Raw genomic sequence first — 19881 nt, 5'->3', positions numbered from 1 at the left:
TCCACGGCATAAGGCGCAGCGCGCCCATCGCGCCGCTACAATAACAGCAGACCAACCGCTGCTGGCGGCCCGCCCGCCAAGTCCGAGACGACCTCGATGTCCACGCCTACGTCCCCGTCTTCCGCTGCGCCGGCACCCGCGCCGCGCGCGCCGATGCTTTCCACCGCCGACGCCCTTGCCACGCTGCTTGCCGCCGCGAAGCCGCTCGACGGTACCGAAACGATTTCGACGTTCGACGCGCTGAACCGCGTGCTCGCCGCAGACGTCGTTTCGCCGCTCGACGTGCCGCCGATGAATACGAGCGCAATGGACGGCTACGCGGTGCGCGTGGCCGATCTCGCGCAAGGCAGCCGCCATCTGCCGGTTTCGCAGCGCATTCCCGCGGGGCACGCGCCACAGCCGCTCGCGGCGGGCACGGCGGCGCGCATTTTCACTGGCGCGACGGTGCCCCCGGGCGCCGACGCCGTGGTGATGCAGGAGCAGACCGAGGCGGCGGACGGCGCCGTCACCTTCCTGCATGCGCCGAAGGCGGGCGAATGGATCACGGCGCAGGGCGCGGACATCCGCAAGGACACGGTCATCCTGCCGGCGGGCACGCGCCTTACGCCCGCGGTGCTCGGGCTCGCGGCTTCGGTGGGGTGTGCTGCGCTGACCGTCGTGCGCCGCGTGAAGGTCGCGGTGTTCTTCACCGGCGACGAGCTGACGATGCCGGGCGAGCCGCTCAAGCCCGGTGCGATCTACAACTCGAACCGCTTCACGCTCACGGGCCTCTTGCGCAACCTCGGCTGCGAAGTCACGGACTACGGCATCGTGGCGGACCAGCTCGACGTCACGCGCGCGACGCTGCGCAAGGCGGCCGCTGCGCACGATCTCATCCTCACCTCGGGCGGCGTGTCGGTGGGCGAGGAGGATCACGTGCGGCCCGCCGTGGAGGCCGAAGGCCGCATCAACCTGTGGCAGATCGCCATGAAGCCGGGCAAGCCGCTCGCGTTTGGCGCGGTGCGTCGTGCGCAAGGGGCAACGGATGCGCAAGCGGGCGAGGCGTTCTTCATCGGGCTGCCGGGCAACCCGGTTTCGAGTTTCGTCACCTTCCTGCTGTTCGTCCGTCCGTTCCTGCTGCGTCTCGCGGGTGCGACGCACGTCAGCCCCCGCGCGCTCTCGCTGCGCGCCGACTTCACGCAGACGAAGGGTGACCGCCGCAACGAATTCCTGCGTGCGCGCGTGAACCCGGCTGGCGGTCTCGACCTGTTCTCGAACCAGAGTTCGGCCGTGCTGACCTCCACGGTCTGGGGCGACGGCCTCATCGACAATCCGCCCAACCATGCGATCAGCGCGGGCGAGACCGTGCGCTTCATTCCGTTCACCGAATTGCTGTACTGAAAAGCCTTAACCGATGAAGATCCAGCTGAAGTTTTTTGCGAGTGTGCGCGAAGCGTTGGGCGTCGCGGACGAAACGGTCACGCTGCCTGAAGGCATCGTCACGGTCGGCGACGTGCGCGGCTGGCTGCGCGCGCGCGGCGGCGTGTGGGCCGATACGCTGGCGGAGGGCCGCGCGCTGCGCATGGCGTGCAATCACGTGATGACCGACCCGCGCACGCGCATTACCGAGGGCTGCGAAGTCGCGTTTTTCCCCCCGGTGACGGGCGGCTGAGCGCGACAGGAGATTCACGATGCCCGTGCGTGTACAAACGGAAGATTTCGACCTCACCACGGAGGTTGCGCAACTGCGCGCGCGCAATCCGGCGATCGGCGCGGTGGCGTGCTTCGTCGGCACCGTGCGCGACCTGAACGACGGCAGCACGATCGCCTCGCTCGAACTCGAGCACTATCCAGGCATGACCGAGAAGGCGCTGGAGGCGATCGTCGAGGCGGCGCAGCGGCGCTGGGCGGGCATCGAGGTGCTGATCGTGCACCGGGTGGGCAAGCTCGCGCCGCTCGATCAGATCGTGCTGGTCGCGACGACCTCGAAGCATCGCGGCGACGCGTTCGCGTCCTGCGAGTTCGTGATGGACTACCTCAAGACCGAGGCGCCGTTCTGGAAGAAGGAAGAAACAGAGCAGGGCGCGCGCTGGGTCGACGCACGCGAGAGTGACGATGCGGCGCTGGCGCGCTGGGGCGTGGCGTCGGGGAATGTTTCGCGGGAATCCAGCTAGGCGGTTGTTCGCCGGGCGCAGGCGGGTCGATTTTATCCGGCCACCTTGTCTCTCGAATGCAACTAACTGCCTAGCTCGCTCTCTCGCTGAAGGCAGACATGCTTACTCTGCCGGCGTGTTCTCGTCGACATCCATTTGGCGGCCAACAAAACGGGCTGGAAACGGCTCGCCGCCTGGGCGCGTAGGCAAGTCATGGCCGTGCCCGGCGGGCCGCCTGCGCGGCGCTACGCGATCGAGGATCGCCTGTTGCTCGGGCGGAATCGCGTAGTCCCAGCCAAAGCGGCTCAGTTGCAGGCTTTGCGCAATGCGCAGTGCGGGCTCCATGAACTGCACCGCCGCTGCCGGCTCGTAGCGTGCCTGAACGGTATCGAGGAAGAGATAGAGCCAGCGGCTGAAATGCTGCGGCTCGACGCCCGGCACTGGATCGTGCGCCTGCTGCACATTGCCGCGGTAGGTCTTGGTGCCGAGCACGAGGCTGGACCAGAAGCGGCACATCTTCGGCAAATGTTCGTCCCAACGCCCGGCCAGCACGCCGTCGAACACCGGGCCGAGCATGGCGTCGTCGCGCACGCGGTCGTAGAACGCGTAGACCAGTTCGCGGATGTTTTCTTCGGTTGGCTCGGCGTGCGGAGCGCCGGAAGGGCGGGTGTCGGGGCGAATCATTTGGGGCCTGGGTGATACCTGGAGTGCATGGAGTGTAGCGGCGGCGGGGCGCCGGTACGTCAGCACGCTGCGGCCCTGAGCCGCAGGTACGCTGCCAGGCACTGCGAAGTGACCATCGAAGTGCCCATGATACCCAGTCCGGGCAAAACCTGCATGCTAACTGCATGTTATTGTATGGGTTCTGTCACCCGCATCAGCGCCGTCATTGCCCCCGCCATGAGACTGACCGACTACACCGACTACTCGTTACGCGTGATGTTGTATCTCGCGCTGCGTCGCGACAGCCTGGCCACGATCCAGGAGATTTCGGACGCCTATGGCGTGTCGAAGAATCATCTGATGAAAGTGGTGCAGCGCCTTGGAGAACTCGGCTGGGTCGATACCATTCGCGGGCGCAACGGCGGCTTGCGGCTCGCGCCGGCCTCGCTCGATCTGACCGTCGGCGCGGTCGTTCGTCAGACCGAGAGCGACTTCTCGCTGGTCGGCTGCTTTCCGGACGAACACGGCGAGCGGCGTAGCTGCGTCATCGAGCCGCAGTGCAGGCTCAAGCACGCGTTGGCGGCGGCGCGCGATGCGTTCCTCGCGGAACTCGACCGTCACACGATCGGCGAACTCGCGCAGCCGGCAGACGCATTGACCGGCCTGCTCGGCCTCGCACCGATCCAGTTCATGCCGCGTGTGCAGACGGCTCGGCCCGCGTCTTCGCGGGAGCATTGAGGGGCGCGTTGGCGCCTCGTTCTCACACACCTGTTCTTCGCCCCGCAGCGGCGCCGCTTGGCAGCGGCGCTTTGCCTCGCACGGCTCCGGCCGCCTCTCAGTCCTCCCCCGTTTTCTCACGCCTCGGCAACGTTGCTGGCGGCCGCTGCGCGCGCTCGAATGCCGAAAATCGGAAAAAATGACGCCAGAGCGCTTGAAACCGGCGTGTCCCCCCTCAAATTTGGTGACAGTCTAGAAATCTGGAGGTCTCGCATCAAATGAGAATCGACAAACTCACCACCAAGTTCCAGGAAGCCATCGCCGACGCGCAAAGCCTCGCGGTTGGCCACGATAACCAGTACATCGAACCCGTCCACCTGCTGGCTGCGCTCGTCGCGCAGCAGGATGGCTCCGCGCGCTCGCTCATGTCGCGCGCCGGCGTGCAGGTACAGGCGCTGCAGAACGCACTGAACGACGCGATCAACCGTTTGCCGCAGGTACAGGGCACCGACGGCAACGTGCAGATCGGCCGTGAACTCACGGGTCTGCTCAATCAGGCCGACAAGGAAGCGCAAAAGCTCAACGACACGTATATCGCGAGCGAGATGTTCCTGCTCGCCGTGTCCGAGGACAAGGGCGAAGCCGGTCGTCTCGCGCGCCAGCATGGGTTGACGCGCAAGTCGCTGGAAGCCGCGATCGTCGCGGTGCGCGGCGGCGCGCAGGTGCACAGCCAGGACGCCGAGAGCCAGCGTGAGGCGCTCAAGAAGTACACCGTCGACCTGACCGAGCGCGCGCGTTCGGGCAAGCTCGACCCCGTGATCGGCCGCGACGACGAAATCCGCCGCTCGATCCAGATCCTGCAACGGCGCACCAAGAACAACCCGGTGCTGATCGGCGAGCCGGGCGTGGGCAAGACGGCCATCGTCGAAGGCCTCGCGCAGCGCATCGTCAACGGCGAAGTGCCCGAGACGCTCAAGGGCAAGCGCGTGCTCTCGCTTGACATGGCCGCGCTGCTCGCGGGCGCGAAGTATCGCGGCGAGTTCGAGGAGCGCCTGAAGGCCGTGCTCAACGACATCGCAAAGGACGAAGGTCAAACCATCGTCTTCATCGACGAAATCCACACGATGGTCGGCGCGGGCAAGGCCGAAGGCGCCATGGATGCGGGCAACATGCTCAAGCCGGCGCTGTCGCGCGGCGAGCTGCATTGCATTGGCGCGACGACGCTCGACGAATATCGCAAGTACATCGAAAAGGATGCCGCGCTCGAGCGCCGCTTCCAGAAGGTGCTCGTGGATGAACCGTCGGTCGAGGCGACCATCGCGATCCTGCGCGGCTTGAAGGAGAAGTACGAGCTGCACCACGGCGTGGAAATCACCGACCCGGCGATCGTCGCGGCGGCGGAACTGTCGCATCGCTACATTACCGACCGCTTCCTGCCCGACAAGGCCATCGACCTGATCGACGAAGCCGCTTCGAAGATCAAGATGGAAATCGATTCGAAGCCCGAAGCCATGGACAAGCTCGATCGTCGCCTGATCCAGCTGAAGATCGAGCGCGAGGCCGTCAAGAAGGAAAAGGACGAAGCGTCGCAAAAGCGTCTGCAGCTGATCGAGGAAGAGATCGACCGCCTGAGCCTCGAATATAAGGACCTCGAAGAGATCTGGACCACCGAGAAAGCCGCGGTGCAGGGCGGCGCACAGATCAAGGAAGAGATCGACCGCGTGCGTGCGGAAATCAATCGCTTCCAGCGCGATGGCAAGCTCGAGAAGGTCGCGGAACTGCAGTATGGCAAGCTGCCGGAACTCGAGGCGCAGCTCAAGCAGGTCACGCTCGCCGAGGCGAACGAGCAGAACAACCCCACGCGTTTGCGCTTGCTGCGCACGCTGGTGGGCGCCGAGGAAATCGCAGAAGTCGTGTCGCGTTCGACCGGCATCCCCGTGTCGCGCATGATGCAGGGCGAACGCGAAAAGCTGCTGCAGATCGAGGAAAAGCTGCACGAGCGCGTGGTGGGCCAGGACGAGGCCATTACCGCCGTTGCCGATGCGATCCGCCGCTCGCGCGCCGGTCTTTCAGACCCGAACCGGCCGTATGGCTCGTTCCTGTTCCTCGGGCCGACGGGTGTGGGCAAGACCGAGTTGTGCAAGGCGCTGGCGGGCTTCCTGTTCGATTCAGAAGACCACCTCATCCGCATCGACATGAGCGAGTTCATGGAGAAGCACAGCGTGGCGCGTCTGATCGGCGCGCCGCCGGGATACGTGGGCTATGAAGAGGGCGGCTATCTGACCGAGGCCGTGCGTCGCAAGCCGTACAGCGTGATCCTGCTCGACGAAGTCGAGAAGGCGCACCCGGATGTGTTCAACGTGCTGCTGCAGGTGCTCGACGACGGTCGTATGACGGACGGCCAGGGCCGCACCGTGGACTTCAAGAATACGGTGATCGTGATGACGTCGAACCTCGGTTCGCACCTCATCCAGGCGATGGCCGGCGAGCCGCAGGAAGCGGTGAAGGACGCCGTGTGGAATGAAGTGAAGCAGCAGTTCCGCCCCGAGTTCCTGAACCGGATCGACGAAGTCGTCGTGTTCCATGCACTCGATCGCTCGAATATCGAGTCGATTGCGAAGATCCAGTTGCAGCGTCTGCGCGAGCGTCTGGAGAAGCTCGACATGGAGCTCATGGTGTCGGACGACGCACTCGGTCAGATCGCCAAGGTCGGTTACGACCCGCTGTTTGGAGCACGGCCGCTCAAGCGGGCGATTCAGCAGGAGATCGAGAATCCGGTCGCCAAGCTGATACTCGCGGGCAAGTTCGGACCGAAGGATGTGATTCCGGTCAGCGTGCACGACGGGAAGTTTGTGTTCGAGCGCGTAGTGCACTAAGGCGTGCAGCGAAACCCGGGTCAGGCGTGTGCCGTGAGGTGCGCGCCGAGCCGAAACAAGAAGGGCAGCGGAGTGATCCGCTGCCCTTTTTTCATGCCTGCGACGTATGGCTGTGAATAGGCCTGTGAAGCGTTGCTCAGGCCTGCTTGTTGCCGCCGCCAAACAGCGACGCAAGCCCGCCAAGCGTGCCGAGCACGCTTTCGGTGTTGATCTGGCCGCCTTGCGGCACTTCGCCGTTCGGCGTGCCCGCGTTGACCACGTGCGGCAGCACCTGGGCGAGGAGCCCGCTGACCTGGTCGGGCTGCATGCCGACCTTCTGTGCAAGGCCGGAGACGACGTCCGAGCCGAGCACGTTGTGCAGTTGGTCGGCCGAAACAGGCTGGTTCTCGCCGTTGCCGACCCACGACTGGACGACGTCGCCGAGGCCGCCTTGCTGGAACTTCTCGATGAGGCCGTTCAGGCCGCCGGGCTGGTTGTTGACGAACTCCATCGCCGTGGCGATGAGCTGGGCCTGGCCGCCGCCTTGCTGTTGCGATTGCGAACCGAGCAGGGAACCGAGGGTATCTAGCAGACTCATGACGATCTCTCTGAGTGATGGCCGCGACGGGGGACGCGGCCGGTAAGTCGGACGGCGCGCGCGTTGACGGCGCCGCGATTCGAAGTCCGGCGCACGGTGTGCGTGCACCGGATGTTGGCAGCGATCACGCGCCGGAAGCGGCCGCTGCGGACGCGGCCTTGTCCTTCTTCGACTTCTTGGTCTTTTTCGCCTTCGTATCGGATGCCGAGGCAGGTGCTGCCGCAGCGGAGCCCGCTTCCGGCGCGCTCGCAGCCGCGGCTGCCTTGTCCTTCTTGCTCTTGTGCTTCGACTTGCCCGCCGCGTCCGAGGCGGCTTGCGCGGTGGTCGCGGCCGCCGGCGTCTGCGCCGTCATCGGATTGGCCGTGGTGGCAGCGGGTGCGGCGGTCGTTGCAGCGGCGCTCTTGCCGCTCTTCGTGCTAGCCGTCTTGCCCGCCGGCGGCGCGGACGAGCCGTTGATCGTGAGGCCTGCCGCCTCGAGGTTCTGCACCGACTTCGGGCCAATGCCCTTGACGCGGTTCGCGAGGTCGTCGGCGTCCTTGAACGGGCCGTTCTTCGTGCGTTCGTCGATGATCGCCTTGGCGTGCACAGGGCCGATGCCCTTGACCGATTCGAGCGCGGTTTCGTCGGCGGTGTTCACTTCCACGGCTGCGGCGAGCGCGGCGGACAGCGACAGGCCGATGGCGAGGAACAGCATCAGCAGCTTCTTGAGCATGGCAATCACTCCATTGAGGGCATTTCAGTTAGCCGGGAACGGACGACGCATCCAGCGGAGGGGCTGCGGTACAAGAATAGGCCAGATGGCCTATTCGTGGATCGCGAGCGCTCGATTTATACCGGTCGAGGTGTGGCAAGTAAATCGCACCGCACAATATTTAATACTTCTGTGCATTTTGGCGACGCCAAATGCCAGGCTGTCAGTGCAATCTGGTTCAAGCGCGGTGCGGCCCGACGATGCCGAGCTTCGCAATGCGCCGATACAGCGTCGCGCGCGAGATGCCTAGCGCCTGCGCGGCGGCGTTCGGACGCCAACGGTGCGCCGTGAGCGCTACGACGATGCGTGCGCGCTCATCTTCGTCGGAGAGCGGCGCGGCAGGCGGCATGCCGGCTGCGGAGCCGCGCGCGGTGGCCGGTGCAAGTTGCGGCAGGCTCGCCGCGAGGTCGGCGCTCAGGTGCTGCGCTTCGACCAGCACGGTGTCGCATACGGCGCATGCGTAACGCATCGCATTGCGCAGCTGCCGCAGGTTCCCTGGCCACGCGAAGGCCGCGAGCCGTGCGGCGAGCGTGGCGTCGAGCGCGAGCGGGCGGCCGGCGGCCTGCGCTTCTTCCGCGAATACCGTGTCGATGAGCATGGCGATGTCGCGCCGCTCACGCAGCGGCGGCAGCGTGAGCACCGCACCGCTCAGCCGGTAGTAGAGATCGTCGCGGAACGTCCCGGCGCTGGCCATTTGCGCGAGGTCCCGGTGGGTTGCGCACACCACGTCGATATCGATGCGCACCGCTGTTTCGCTACCGAGCGGCAAGACTTCGCCCTCGGCGAGCACGCGCAAAAGGCGCGTTTGCAGCGCGAGCGGCATGTCGCCGATTTCGTCGAGAAAGAGCGTGCCGCCGTCGGCCATCGCGATTTTGCCGCGCGCCCCATGGCGGCGCGCGCCCGTGAATGCACCCGGCGCATAGCCGAACAGTTCGCTCTCGATCAGCGACTCGGGCAGCGCGCCGCAGTTCACGGCGATGAAGGGTCGATTGCGTCGCGCGCTGGCGTCGTGAATGGCGCGTGCGAACACTTCCTTGCCGGCGCCGGTTTCGCCGAGCAGCAGGATCGGCAGACGCTTGCCTGCTACGCGTTGCGCGATGCGCGCATTTTCGGCGACGCGTGTGTCGACGCTGCGCAAGAAGGGGCCGAGCGCACTGCGATCGTATTCGTGCGCGTCGGCGCCGTCGCGCCGCAGCGGCATCGCGCCATGCGCCGCGCTGGCGCCGCCGCTGTGGCCGCTACGTGCGCTGTGTCCACCGTAACCGCTAGCCCCAAGCGGCGCGCGAATGCGCGCATACAGCATCGAGCCGTTCGCGCGCAGGCGCAGCGCCGCGATGGTTTCGATGCGCCCGATGTCGCGCAACTGCACGTGCGACGAATCGAAAATCTCGTCGATATGACGCGGGCCGTCGAGGCACGGCATGCACTCGCGTGCGCGCCGGTTCGCGGCGACCACGTTGCCGTTTTCGTCGAAAGCGATCAGCAGTTCGGGCTGCGCCTCGACGTAGTTGCGATTCTGGTGACCGAAGAGGATCCAGCACGACGCGAGGCGATGCAGGAAATAGCCGTCTTCGATGAGCGTGGCGCTCTGGCGCACGAGCTGGTTGACGATGCGCTGGCTTTCGCGATTGTCGGGCGACTGCACGGCCGAAGCGTCGAGCACGCCGATCAGCTCGCCGCCCGGCGCGAAGATCGGCGCGGCGCTGCACGTGAGCGTGGTGAACGCGGCGCGGAAATGATCGGTCTTGTGCACCGTGATGGGTGCGAGATCGGTGAGCACGCTCGCGATGCCGCAGGTACCTTCCTCGCTCTCCGACCAGCACGAGCCGATATAGAGCCCCGCGTGCTTGAAGTCGTTGCGGCGCTCGCGGTCGAGTCGATAGTCGATGGTCACGCCATGGGCGTCGGTCAGCATCACGCAGTAATCGGCTTCGCGCACCATATCGTGCAGGCGCGTGAGGCATTGGCCCGAGGCGCGCAGGAAGGACTCCTCGCGATCGCGGATCTCGCGCAGCTCGGCGGCGCTCAGCACGCGCGGACCGATCACGGAGCCAGGGTCCAGCTGATAGCGCTCGAACGAGCGCTGCCACGACGAGACGAGACGCGGCGAATCGGACGGCGCAGGCAGGCGGCCTTCTACGGCGCCACGCACGCGCTCGGCGTGCCGGGTAGACGCAAGGGCGTAGGGCATGAGCGGTTCCAGACGGTGGCTCGCAATGAGCGTCGGGGTACGTCGGCAAAACGTCGGATTACGTCGGACCGGAAAGCGTTCGGCGGGAGTCTTTTGTAGCACATCCTTTGCGCGCGATCACACCGCAGCGCAGCATGCGAGACGGTTGAGACGATTGTCTCAGCGCGCGGTGTCCCGCGTTCCGGCGCGCGACGCTGGGCGTCTCAGCCGCGGCACAGGCAGGCCGCGCGGGCGTGTGCGCGTTTTCGTCCGCGCGGGTGGCCGGTTGTGCGCGTGGACGCATTGCGCGTGCGAGACGGCGGCTGAGACGCCACACGCGACGCAAACGGCGCTCGCCCCACGCCATGCGATTGCCGCAGAGCCCCGTCGCGCGGCCTTCTACGCGGATACAGCGTGTCCTCGCCGTCATTGGCATGACGCTTGCAGAGTTTGCGGGCAAAAGCGGCGCGCAGCAGCTCACAGTGCGACGCCAACAGGAGACAAGACCCGTGACGACGCCCGTGACCGTAGGCGTGATCGCGAACCCCGCATCGGGCCGCGACATTCGCCGTCTCACTTCGCATGCATCTGTCTTTCCCACGGCCGAGAAGGCGAATATGGTCGTGCGCCTGCTCGCGGGCCTGGGCGCGCTCGGCGTCGCGCGGGTGCTCACATTGCGCGACAACACGGGCGTAGCCGCGCTGTTGCTGCGGGCGATCGAGACGCACGCGGCCATTGCCGCGCACGAGCCCTGGCCCGAGGTCGTATTCGTCGATCTGCCGGTGAGCGAAAGCGTTGCCGATACGCACGCGGGCGTCGATCACATGGTGCGTGAAGAAGTCGCGCTGATCGCGGTGCTCGGTGGCGACGGCACCCATCGCGCCGTCGCCGCGCATTGCGGCGCCACGCCGCTGCTCGCGCTCTCGACCGGCACCAACAACGCCTTTCCCGAACTACGCGAGGCCACCGTCGCGGGTCTCGCGGGCGCGCTCGTCGCGACCGGCGCGGTGCCCGCGGAAACGGCGCTCTCGCGCAACAAGCGGCTCGTCGCGCGCTGCGTGGAAGGGCCGTCGCGCGGGCGCGAGGAAATCGCGCTCGTCGATATTTGCGTGGCGCGTCAGCCATTCATCGGCGCGCGCGCGATTTCAGAAAGTTCGGATATCGAATCACTTTTCTTGACCTTTGCGCCGCCCGACGGCATCGGCCTCTCGTCGATCGGTGGGGCATGGGCGCCGGTCGGGCGCGACGCCGCGCACGGTCTGCATATGACTTTCGCCGAGCCAGGCGCGCCCGAGGGCGGCGCAGCGGGGGTGCCGTTGCTCGCACCGATCGCGCCGGGCCGCGTCGAGCGCCTGACGATGCGCACCTGCCAGCGCCTTGAAGTGGGCGTGGCGCTGCCGCTCGAAGCGGGCCACGGCACGCTCGCGTTCGACGGCGAGCGCGAAATCGAACCGGCGCGCGGCGACCGCTATGAAGTGACGCTCGACTGGCACGGCCCGCTGACCGTCGATGTTGCGCGCACGCTGCGTTACGCGGCGTCGCATCAGTTGTTGCGCGAGGCCGCCGCGCGCGTGTAGCGGCCTGGCTTGCTTGCTCCACTCATAACCGAAACAAGGAGACATCGGCATGGACACACCCTTGAAAGGCCAGGTCGCGATCGTGACCGGCGGTGCACGCGGCATCGGCCGCGGCATTGCGCTCACGCTCGCGCAGGCCGGTGCGGACGTACTGCTCGCGGATCTGCTCGAAGAACCCCTGGCAGCAACGGTCGAAGAGATACGCGCGCTCGGCAGACGCGCGGCATTCGCCAAGGTCGACGTCACCCAGGCGGCACAACTCGAAGGGATGGTCTCGCAGGCGATCTCCGAACTCGGTGGCCTCGATATTCTCGTGAACTGCGCCGGCGTGATTTCGATTAATCCGGTATCCGAATTAACGGAGCGGGACTGGGACTTCGTCATGAACGTCAATGCAAAGGGCGTGTTTCTCGGCTGCAAGGCTGCGTTGCCGCATTTCCTCACGCAAAAGCGTGGGCGGATCATCAACGTCGCTTCGATCGCAGGCAAGGAAGGGTTTCCGAATCTCGCGCACTACAGCGCCTCGAAGTTCGCCGTGGTCGGCTTCACCAACGCGCTCGCCAAGGAGGTTGCGCGCGAAGGCATCACCGTGAATGCGATTTGTCCCGGCATCGTGCGCACGTATATGTGGGACCGGCTCTCCGACGAATGGAAGACGCAGGGCGAGAGCGTCGAAGAATCCTGGCAGCGCCACCAGCTCACGCTGATCCCGCAAGGCCGCGCGCAAACACCGGAGGACATGGGGCGGCTCGCGCTGTTCTTCGCAACCATGGACAACATCACGGGCCAGTCGGTGAACATCGACGGCGGTTTCACTTTTCACTAGGAGCAGTGGCATTTCCCACAGCAGGCGAATCCAGAGCGATACAACGTAGTCCACCCAGGAGACAACCATGTCACTTCAGTTGAACAAGGAGCAGTTGCTCACCGCGTACCGGTCGATGCGCACGATCCGCGAGTTCGAGGAACGGCTGCACGTCGAATTCGCGACCGGCGAGATTCCAGGCTTCGTGCACCTGTACGCAGGCGAGGAGGCGTCCGCGGTCGGCACGATGAGCCACTTGAACGACACCGATTACGTCGCCACCACGCACCGCGGCCACGGCCACTGCATCGCCAAGGGCGTGGACGTGCACGAAATGATGGCCGAGATCTATGGCCGGACCACGGGGTCGTGCCGCGGCAAGGGCGGCTCGATGCATATCGCCGACTTGTCGAAGGGCATGCTGGGCGCGAACGGCATCGTGGGCGCGGGCGGTCCGCTCACGTGCGGCGCGGCGCTCGCCGCGAAGCAGAAGAAGACGGGCGGCGTGGGCGTGTGCTTCTTTGGCGACGGCGCGTCGAACCAGGGGGTGATCTTCGAGTCGATGAATCTCGCCTCCGTGTGGCGCCTGCCGGTGATCTTCGTCGCGGAAAACAACGGCTACGCCGAGGCGACGTCGTCCACGTGGTCGGTCGCTGCCGACAACATCGCCGACCGGGCGAACGGTTTCGGCATGCCGGGCGTGATCGTCGACGGTTTCGACTTTTTTGCCGTGTACGAGGCTTTGGGCGAAGCCATTGCGCGAGCGCGCAACGGCGGCGGCCCGACGCTCGTGGAAATGAAACTCTCGCGCTATTTCGGCCACTTCGAGGGCGACGCGCAAACCTATCGCGCGCCTGGCGAAGTGCAAAAGCTACGCGAGGAAAAGGACTGTCTGAAGCGCTTCGAGGAGCGTGTGGTGCGTGCCGAACTCGCAAGCAGCGACGATCTGCGCAAGGTGGACGCCGAAGTGAAGCAACTGATCGACGACGCGGTCACGCAGGCCAAGGCCGCGCCGTTGCCGCCGGCCGAAGCGCTGCTCACCGACGTGTACGTGTCGTATCCCTGAGCGCTGCGCGCTCGGGTCATCAGGATTCCAGATCAAGGAGACGAAAATGGCACGGAAAATCACCTATTCGCAGGCCATCAACGAAGCGCTGGCTCAGGAGATGGGGCGCGACGAGAGCGTGATCGTCATGGGCGAGGACAATGCGGGCGGCGCGGGCGCGCCGGGCGAGCAGGACGCGTGGGGCGGCGTGCTCGGCGTGACGAAGGGCCTTTACGGGAAGTTCCCGGGGCGCGTGCTCGATACGCCGCTCTCGGAAGGCGGCTTCATCGGTACGGCGGTGGGCGCGGCGGCGTGCGGCATGCGGCCGGTAGCGGAGTTGATGTTCATCGACTTCATGGGCGTGTGTTTCGACCAGATCTTCAACCAGGCCGCGAAGTTCCGCTACATGTTCGGCGGCAAGGCGGTCACGCCGGTCGTGATCCGCACCATGTATGGCGCGGGCTTGCGCGCGGCGGCGCAGCACTCGCAGATGCTCACCTCGCTTTTTACGCATATTCCGGGGTTGAAGGTCGTGTGCCCGGCCACGCCTTATGACGCCAAAGGCCTCATGATCGAAGCGATTCGCGACAACGATCCCGTGATCTTCTGCGAGCACAAACTGCTCTACACGATGGAAGGCGATGTTCCGGAGGAATCCTATTCGATTCCGTTCGGCGAGGCCAATATCGCGCGCGACGGCGACGACGTCACGATCGTCACGTATGGGCGCATGGTGCACTACGCGCTCGACGCCGCGCAGAAGCTCGCGAAAGACGGCATCGAAGCAGATGTGATCGACCTGCGCACCACGTCGCCGCTCGACGAGGAAACGATCCTCGAAAGCGCGCGCCGCACGGGCCGCGTCGTGGTCGTGGACGAAGCGAACCCGCGCTGCTCGATCGCAACCGACATTGCCGCGCTCGTCGGTCAGAAAGCGTTCAAGGAGCTGAAGGCCCCGGTCGGCATGGTGACCGCGCCGCATACGCCGGTGCCGTTCGCGGCGTCGCTGGAAGACCTCTACATCCCCTCGGCGGACAAGATTGCCGAAGCCGCGCGCGCAGCAAGGAGCTGAAGTCATGCCGATTCACATGATCACGATGCCCAAATGGGGCCTGTCGATGGAGCAGGGCCAGGTGAACGGCTGGCTCAAATCGCTCGGCGACAAGGTCACCAAGGGAGATGAATTGCTCGATGTCGAGTCCGACAAGATCGCGTCGGGGGTGGAGTGCGCGTTCGAGGGCGTGTTGCGGCGGCAGATCGCTCAGGAGGGCGACACGCTGCCCGTGGGCGCGCTGCTAGGCGTAGTAGCCGATGCCGAAGCCGCAGACGCGGATATCGACGCCGCCGTAGCCGAATTCCAGCGCGACTTCGTGCCTGCGCAAGCGGGCGACGCCGACGCAGGGCCGCAGCCGGAAAAGGCGCAAATCGGCGGCAGGATCATGCGCTACCTGAAGCAGGGTGAAGGCGAGGGCGTGCCGGTCGTGCTGATCCACGGCTTTGGCGGCGATCTCAACAACTGGCTCTTCAACCACACGGATCTGGCGGCGGAGCGTACCGTCTGGGCGCTCGATCTGCCGGGGCACGGCGAGTCGGGTAAGGCGCTCGAGAGCGGCAGCCTCGACGAGCTTGCGCAGAGCGTGATCGCATTCCTCGACGCGCAGAACATCGGCCGGGCGCATCTCGTCGGGCACTCGCTGGGCGGTGCGGTGGCGATGGCGGTGGCCGAGCAGGCGACCGGGCGCGTGGCTTCCCTTGCGCTGATTTCGAGTGCGGGCCTGGGGAGCGAGATCGACAGCGCGTATATCGAGGGCTTCGTCGCGGCGGCGAACCGCAACGCGCTCAAGCCGCACGTGACGAAGCTATTCGCCGATCCCGCATTGGTCACGCGTCAACTCGTCGAAGACCTCGTGAAGTACAAGCGGCTCGAAGGCGTGCAGGCCGCGCTCGGCAAGATCGCCGGGCAGGCGTTCGAGGGCGGCGCGCAGCGGCGCGTGTTCCGCGAGCGCGTTGCCTCGCTCGCGCCGCGCACGCTCGTGATCTGGGGCGAGGCCGACCAGATCATTCCGGCGCGCCATGCGCAGGGGTTGCCCTCGCAGGTGCGCGTGGAAGTGATCGCGGGCAAGGGGCATATGGTGCAGATGGAGGCTGCGCAGGAAGTCAATCGCCTGCTCAAAGCCTTTCTCGACGAAGGAGCCTGAGCATGGAGGCCGCTACTTCCCGCACGTCTCATGCGTCTCACGTGTCGAGCACGGCACTCGGTCAGGAGGGGCTGCGCAGCCGCGAGAAGCTTGCGCGGATTCCGGTAAAGATCGTGCCGCCCACCGGCCGCGACGCCGTCTTGCCGAAGCCGTCGTGGCTGCGCGCACGGCCGCTCATGAGCGAGACCGTCGCGGGCGTGGCGGCCGTCTTGCGCGAACACCGGCTTCATTCGGTGTGCGAAGAGGCAATGTGCCCGAACATCGGCGAATGCTTCTCGCAGCGCACCGCGACTTTCATGATCATGGGCGGGCTTTGCACGCGGCGCTGCCCGTTCTGCGACGTCGCTCACGGGCGGCCCGCGCCGCTGGACGAGGAAGAGCCCGCACATCTGGCGGCGGCGGTCGCGGCGCTGGGCTTGCGTCACGTCGTCATCACGTCGGTCGATCGCGACGACTTGCGCGACGGCGGGGCGGCGCACTTCGCGCGCTGTATTGCACAAGTGCGTGAGCGTGTGCCGGGGATCGGCGTCGAAGTGCTGACGCCGGATTTCCGCGGCCGCATCGCCCGCGCGCTAGACGCGTTTTCGCTCGCGTGGCCCGACGTGTTCAATCACAACATCGAGACCGTGCCCTCGCTTTATCGCGCGGCGCGGCCAGGTGCGGACTATCGCGGCTCGCTCGATCTGCTGGCGCGCGCCAAAGCGGTGAACGGTGCGCTCGTCACGAAGTCGGGGTTGATGGTGGGGCTGGGCGAAACCGACGCGGAGCTGCTCGCGACCATGCGCGATATACGCGAGCAGCGCGTAGAAGTGCTGACGATCGGGCAGTATCTCGCGCCGTCGAAGTTTCATTTACCGGTGAAGCGCTATGTGCATCCTGATGAATTTGCCGGATTGCGCGCGGCAGGCCTCGCGATGGGGTTTAGCGAAGTCGTGGCCGGCCCGCTTGTCCGTTCCTCGTATCACGCGGCGCAGACGGTGGAGTCGGCGCGACGAGCCGAGGCGGGGTGAGCTGTCTTTGCAACTAACCGCCGAACGCATTTTGCGACAGCAGGCTACGCGCCTGCTCGCAAAAATCGCGTACTCACCCGAGCGAGATAGAACAGGAGCCCAGCACCGGCAATCAACAGGCTCGCCATGTTGGCGAGCCAGAAGCCGCGCGCGCCCGTCGCCCAGGCGGGCATCGTGCCGGTCACGTCGAAGCCCAGCGCGTAGCCGCCGCCAAGCCCCACGCCCCAGAGCGCGATCGCATAGATGATGGTCGGCACGACCGCGACCTTGTAGGCGCGCAAGGCGAAGGCTGTCGTGATCTGCAGCGCGTCGAACACGTGATAGCACGTGACGATGGCGACGAGCGGCATGGCCGCGATCGCCACGGCGGGGTCCGGCGTGTAGCCGCCGATGATGAGCGGGCGCAGCACGAACACGATCGCGCCGTAGCAGCAGGCAATCGCCACGGCAGTGGCCACGCCGTGCCGCGCGAGCGTGCGCGCCTCGGCCGGGCGATTGCCGCCCAGCGCCTGCGCAACGAGCGTCGAGGTCGCCACGCCGATCGACAGCGGCGTCATGTAGAGCACTGCGCCGATGTTGCCGGCGATCTGATGACCGGCGAGCGTGGTCGTGCCCATGCGCGCGATGAAGATCGCCATGAACGTGTACGACGTCACTTCGATGAGGTACGAAAGCCCCATCGGAATGCCGAGCTTGAGCAGTTCGGCCTGGCGCTTCCATTCGGGCCAGCAGAAGTGCTTGAAGATTTCGAACGGCTCGAATACGTCGACACGCGTGAACGCGACGGCCGCGCACAACGCGAGCGCCCAGTTGATCGACGTGCTCGCGAGCGCGCAACCCGGGCCGCCGAGCGCCGGCACCCCAAGACCGCCGAAGATGAGCCACGTGTTGAGCGGCACCTTCAGGACGAGCGCGCCGACTTGCAGGAACATCACGAGGCGCGGCCGCCCCACGGCATTGGCGAGCGAGCTGTAGATGCGAAAGGCCAGCGCCGCGGGCAGCCCGAACGAGAGCAGCCGCAGATAGCCGACGGTGCGCTCGCGCAGCGCTTCGGGCGCCCGCGCGAGGTCGAGCAGCGGACCGGGAAAGTAGAGGATCGTGAAGCCGATTGCCATCAACACGAGCGCGAGCCAGAACGCCTGGCGCACTTCGAGACCGATCTCGGTGTCCTTGCGCGCGCCGTAGAGCTGCGCGGCAACCGGCTGCAGCGCGCTGAGAATGCCCGTGAGGGCGATGTAGACCGAGACGTAAATCGACGATCCGAGGCCGAGCGCTGCGAGGTCGAGCGCCGAGTAGCGGCCGACCATCGCGGTGTCGATCACGCCGAACGCGATGATCGCGAGCTGGCCGACCAGCACCGGCCACGCCAGCGCGGCAATGCGCCGGACGTCACCGACGAGCGTCGTCGTCACCGCAGCCTCAGTCCGGACGCTTGCGCCAGACATGCTTCTTGAGCGGCGGCGTCGGGCGGTCGGTGCGCACGTACAGGCGGAAGCGTTCGTCGCGGTCGGCCACGCGGCGGCCTTCCCATACGAGCTTCCACACGTAGTCCGGCATCGGGCTCGGCTCGCTGTAGTCCTGCGTGTCCTGGCGCAGGATCACGTCGCAGTCCTCGTTGAACGAGAAGTGCATCTTGCCGAAGTACGCGAACGTGGCGATCTGCGCGTCGCCGAGGCGCACGGGCGAGATGCACTGATAGTCGGCGGGCAGGTGCGCGGCGATCTGCTCGGCCACATCCTTGTAGGTCCGGCTGTAGTTGACGACCGGCAGCCAGAGCGTCATGAGCAGCACCCACATGAGCGTGGTGCCGCCGCTCGAGAGCACGACGCTGCGCCACAGCACCTTCGGATGACGCGCCACGCGCCACTGCACGAGCGCCATCCAGCACACGGTGACAGCCACCGCGCACACGAACGAGAGAATCTTGAACTGCGGCACGAAGCCCGGCGCGAGGCGCGCGAGATTGCGCGCGAGCGGTGCAGGGAAGCCGGTCATGCCCGCGAGCCACACGAGCCACACGAAGGTGCCGAGAATCGTGAAGCTCAGCACCGCGAACCAGTCGATCGCGTTGATCGCGCCGCGCTTGAGCGTAGGCAGCGCGAAGGTCGCGAGCACCGAAAGCGCGGGCAGCACGAGCATGAAGAGCCGGTTCGATTCGTGGCTCTGCACGACCACGAGGATGAGCAGCGGCACGATCACCGACAGCGGAATCGCGATGTGCGGCTTGCGGCGCAGTCCCGCCCAGCTCACGAAGGCCCAGATCGCCAGCGGCCACGCGGGCCAGGTGAAGAGCGGCAGGTTCTTGGCGGCGTAGCGCAGCACGTAGCCCGGCGGTCCCGCGAAGGCATTGACGTTGGTGTGCGCCCACTGGTTGAGAAACCAGACAGCGTCGTCGGGGTAGAAGTGCAGCGCCAGCAGCGGCCATGATGCGGAGATCACGAGTGCGACGGGCAGGCCCGCCACGAGGAGCCAGCGCGAGCGCGTTTCGGGGGCGATGGCGAGCATGGCGAGCGTGCCGATCAGGAGCGCGCCCACGAGCACGGGGCCGCTCGATAGCATCACGATGCCGAGCGCGAGGCCCCACCAGAGGGCGCCCTGAACCGGCTTGTCGATGGCGCGCACGATGCCGTACACGACCATGGCGATGCCGACGAACTGCATGAGTTGCGGCGTGGTTTCGTGGCCGCGCTCGGCGAGGCCGAAGCAGGCGAGCAGAATGAGCAGGGCGCCGTCACCGAGGGTGCGGCCGTAGTCGCGCGGCTCGGGCTCGCCGCCGAATGCGTACTTGAACGGCTGGACTTCGGGGCGCCGGCCCAGCAGATACGCGCTGTACCAGACGAACGCGCACGCGAGACAGAACAGCACGCCCGTGGCGATACGCGAGGCGTTGCTGGCGTCGACCCACGGTGCGAACAGGCGAATACAGGCGGCACCGAGCCAGTAGCCGAGCGGACCGTTCTCGGTCACGTACTTGCCGACGAGGTTCGGCAGCAGCCAGTCGTGCGAGGTGCCGCCCGCCATCGTCCACATCACGCCGAAGCCCGCCGCATCCTCGTTCTTCCACGGGTCGCGGCCAAAGAGGCCGAACGCCGCGAAGACGATACAAATGGTCAGCAGCAGCCAGCGCGGCAGGGCGCTGGTGGCGGAGGCGGTCAGTCGAATGGCTGGCTTCATGCAGTACGAAGGGAGACGGATAAACCGGGCGTGCTCGAGCGGGCGGCTCACACGCGAGGGTCAAGCAGGCATGCGCGGCAGACGGTACATCCGGCCGTGCGCCGCGGAGCAATCCGGCATTCTAGCCGGGCCGGTGACCGCGCGTCACGGCGTTAGCCGCGTATTAATCCAACGAAATATCTGAAA

At 66.3% G+C, this 19881-nt stretch carries 17 protein-coding genes; 11 read left to right on the top strand and 6 right to left on the bottom strand.

Annotated features, from left to right (window positions below; translation table 11 throughout):
* Positions 1 to 153 precede the first annotated feature (153 nt).
* The 3 genes from glp to U5A58_RS37710 are packed head-to-tail and all read left to right on the top strand — an operon-like array spanning position 154 to position 2153.
* Complete coding sequence (gene glp, locus U5A58_RS37720) at positions 154 to 1380, top strand: gephyrin-like molybdotransferase Glp (RefSeq protein ID WP_415774350.1); 1227 nt, start codon at positions 154 to 156, stop codon at positions 1378 to 1380.
* Positions 1381 to 1393: 13 nt separating this feature from the next.
* Positions 1394 to 1651 carry a molybdopterin converting factor subunit 1 gene (gene moaD, locus U5A58_RS37715; protein WP_321965131.1) on the top strand — a complete coding sequence of 86 codons (258 nt, stop codon included), beginning with the start codon at positions 1394 to 1396 and terminating at the stop codon, positions 1649 to 1651.
* Positions 1652 to 1670: 19 nt separating this feature from the next.
* A complete protein-coding gene (locus U5A58_RS37710) occupies positions 1671 to 2153 on the top strand; it encodes a molybdenum cofactor biosynthesis protein MoaE (protein WP_321965130.1) in 483 nt (160 codons plus the stop codon).
* Positions 2154 to 2255: 102 nt separating this feature from the next.
* Here U5A58_RS37710 and U5A58_RS37705 read toward each other — a convergent pair whose 3' ends face one another.
* Complete coding sequence (locus U5A58_RS37705; RefSeq protein WP_321965129.1) at positions 2256 to 2816, bottom strand: group III truncated hemoglobin; 561 nt, start codon at positions 2814 to 2816, stop codon at positions 2256 to 2258.
* Between the two features lie 216 nt (positions 2817 to 3032).
* Here U5A58_RS37705 and U5A58_RS37700 point away from each other — a divergent pair, with 216 nt between their 5' ends.
* Positions 3033 to 3533, top strand: coding sequence for an Rrf2 family transcriptional regulator (locus U5A58_RS37700; protein ID WP_321965138.1), 501 nt, complete (start codon positions 3033 to 3035; stop codon positions 3531 to 3533).
* Positions 3534 to 3790: 257 nt separating this feature from the next.
* Complete coding sequence (gene clpB, locus U5A58_RS37695) at positions 3791 to 6388, top strand: ATP-dependent chaperone ClpB (protein ID WP_321965128.1); 2598 nt, start codon at positions 3791 to 3793, stop codon at positions 6386 to 6388.
* Between the two features lie 136 nt (positions 6389 to 6524).
* Here clpB and U5A58_RS37690 read toward each other — a convergent pair whose 3' ends face one another.
* The 3 genes from U5A58_RS37690 to U5A58_RS37680 all read right to left on the bottom strand — a co-directional run bounded on the left by U5A58_RS37690 (position 6525) and on the right by U5A58_RS37680 (position 9907).
* Complete coding sequence (locus U5A58_RS37690; RefSeq protein ID WP_415774349.1) at positions 6525 to 7073, bottom strand: YidB family protein; 549 nt, start codon at positions 7071 to 7073, stop codon at positions 6525 to 6527.
* 16 nt (positions 7074 to 7089) lie between these two features.
* A complete protein-coding gene (locus U5A58_RS37685) occupies positions 7090 to 7677 on the bottom strand; it encodes a helix-hairpin-helix domain-containing protein (RefSeq protein ID WP_321965127.1) in 588 nt (195 codons plus the stop codon).
* Positions 7678 to 7894: 217 nt separating this feature from the next.
* Positions 7895 to 9907: a sigma-54-dependent Fis family transcriptional regulator gene (locus U5A58_RS37680; RefSeq protein ID WP_321965126.1), complete on the bottom strand. Its 2013-nt coding sequence runs from the start codon at positions 9905 to 9907 to the stop codon at positions 7895 to 7897.
* A 488-nt stretch (positions 9908 to 10395) separates the two neighbouring features.
* Here U5A58_RS37680 and U5A58_RS37675 point away from each other — a divergent pair, with 488 nt between their 5' ends.
* From U5A58_RS37675 to lipA, 6 genes are all read left to right on the top strand, one after another.
* The gene (locus tag U5A58_RS37675; RefSeq protein ID WP_321965125.1) at positions 10396 to 11463 is read left to right on the top strand and encodes an ATP-NAD kinase family protein; all 1068 of its coding nucleotides are present in this window, start codon (positions 10396 to 10398) and stop codon (positions 11461 to 11463) included.
* Between the two features lie 49 nt (positions 11464 to 11512).
* Positions 11513 to 12289: an SDR family NAD(P)-dependent oxidoreductase gene (locus U5A58_RS37670; RefSeq protein ID WP_321965124.1), complete on the top strand. Its 777-nt coding sequence runs from the start codon at positions 11513 to 11515 to the stop codon at positions 12287 to 12289.
* Positions 12290 to 12356: 67 nt separating this feature from the next.
* Positions 12357 to 13334 carry a thiamine pyrophosphate-dependent dehydrogenase E1 component subunit alpha gene (locus tag U5A58_RS37665; RefSeq protein WP_321917211.1) on the top strand — a complete coding sequence of 326 codons (978 nt, stop codon included), beginning with the start codon at positions 12357 to 12359 and terminating at the stop codon, positions 13332 to 13334.
* 46 nt (positions 13335 to 13380) lie between these two features.
* Entirely contained in the window at positions 13381 to 14385 is a 1005-nt protein-coding gene (locus tag U5A58_RS37660; protein ID WP_321917209.1) for an alpha-ketoacid dehydrogenase subunit beta, read from the top strand.
* Positions 14386 to 14389: 4 nt separating this feature from the next.
* A complete protein-coding gene (locus U5A58_RS37655) occupies positions 14390 to 15511 on the top strand; it encodes an acetoin dehydrogenase dihydrolipoyllysine-residue acetyltransferase subunit (protein WP_321965123.1) in 1122 nt (373 codons plus the stop codon).
* A 2-nt stretch (positions 15512 to 15513) separates the two neighbouring features.
* Complete coding sequence (gene lipA / locus U5A58_RS37650) at positions 15514 to 16521, top strand: lipoyl synthase (protein ID WP_321965122.1); 1008 nt, start codon at positions 15514 to 15516, stop codon at positions 16519 to 16521.
* A gap of 44 nt (positions 16522 to 16565) precedes the next feature.
* Here the strand turns inward: lipA and U5A58_RS37645 are convergent, their stop codons facing one another.
* Together U5A58_RS37645 and U5A58_RS37640 are read right to left on the bottom strand one after the other, a co-directional pair.
* Positions 16566 to 17933: an MATE family efflux transporter gene (locus U5A58_RS37645; RefSeq protein ID WP_321965121.1), complete on the bottom strand. Its 1368-nt coding sequence runs from the start codon at positions 17931 to 17933 to the stop codon at positions 16566 to 16568.
* Positions 17934 to 17940: 7 nt separating this feature from the next.
* The gene (locus tag U5A58_RS37640; RefSeq protein ID WP_321965120.1) at positions 17941 to 19695 is read right to left on the bottom strand and encodes a glycosyltransferase family 39 protein; all 1755 of its coding nucleotides are present in this window, start codon (positions 19693 to 19695) and stop codon (positions 17941 to 17943) included.
* Positions 19696 to 19881 lie beyond the last annotated feature (186 nt).

Source organism: Paraburkholderia sp. J7 (genome assembly GCF_905220155.1).
Taxonomy (GTDB): domain Bacteria; phylum Pseudomonadota; class Gammaproteobacteria; order Burkholderiales; family Burkholderiaceae; genus Paraburkholderia.
This window is presented reverse-complemented; position numbering and strand designations above follow the sequence as displayed.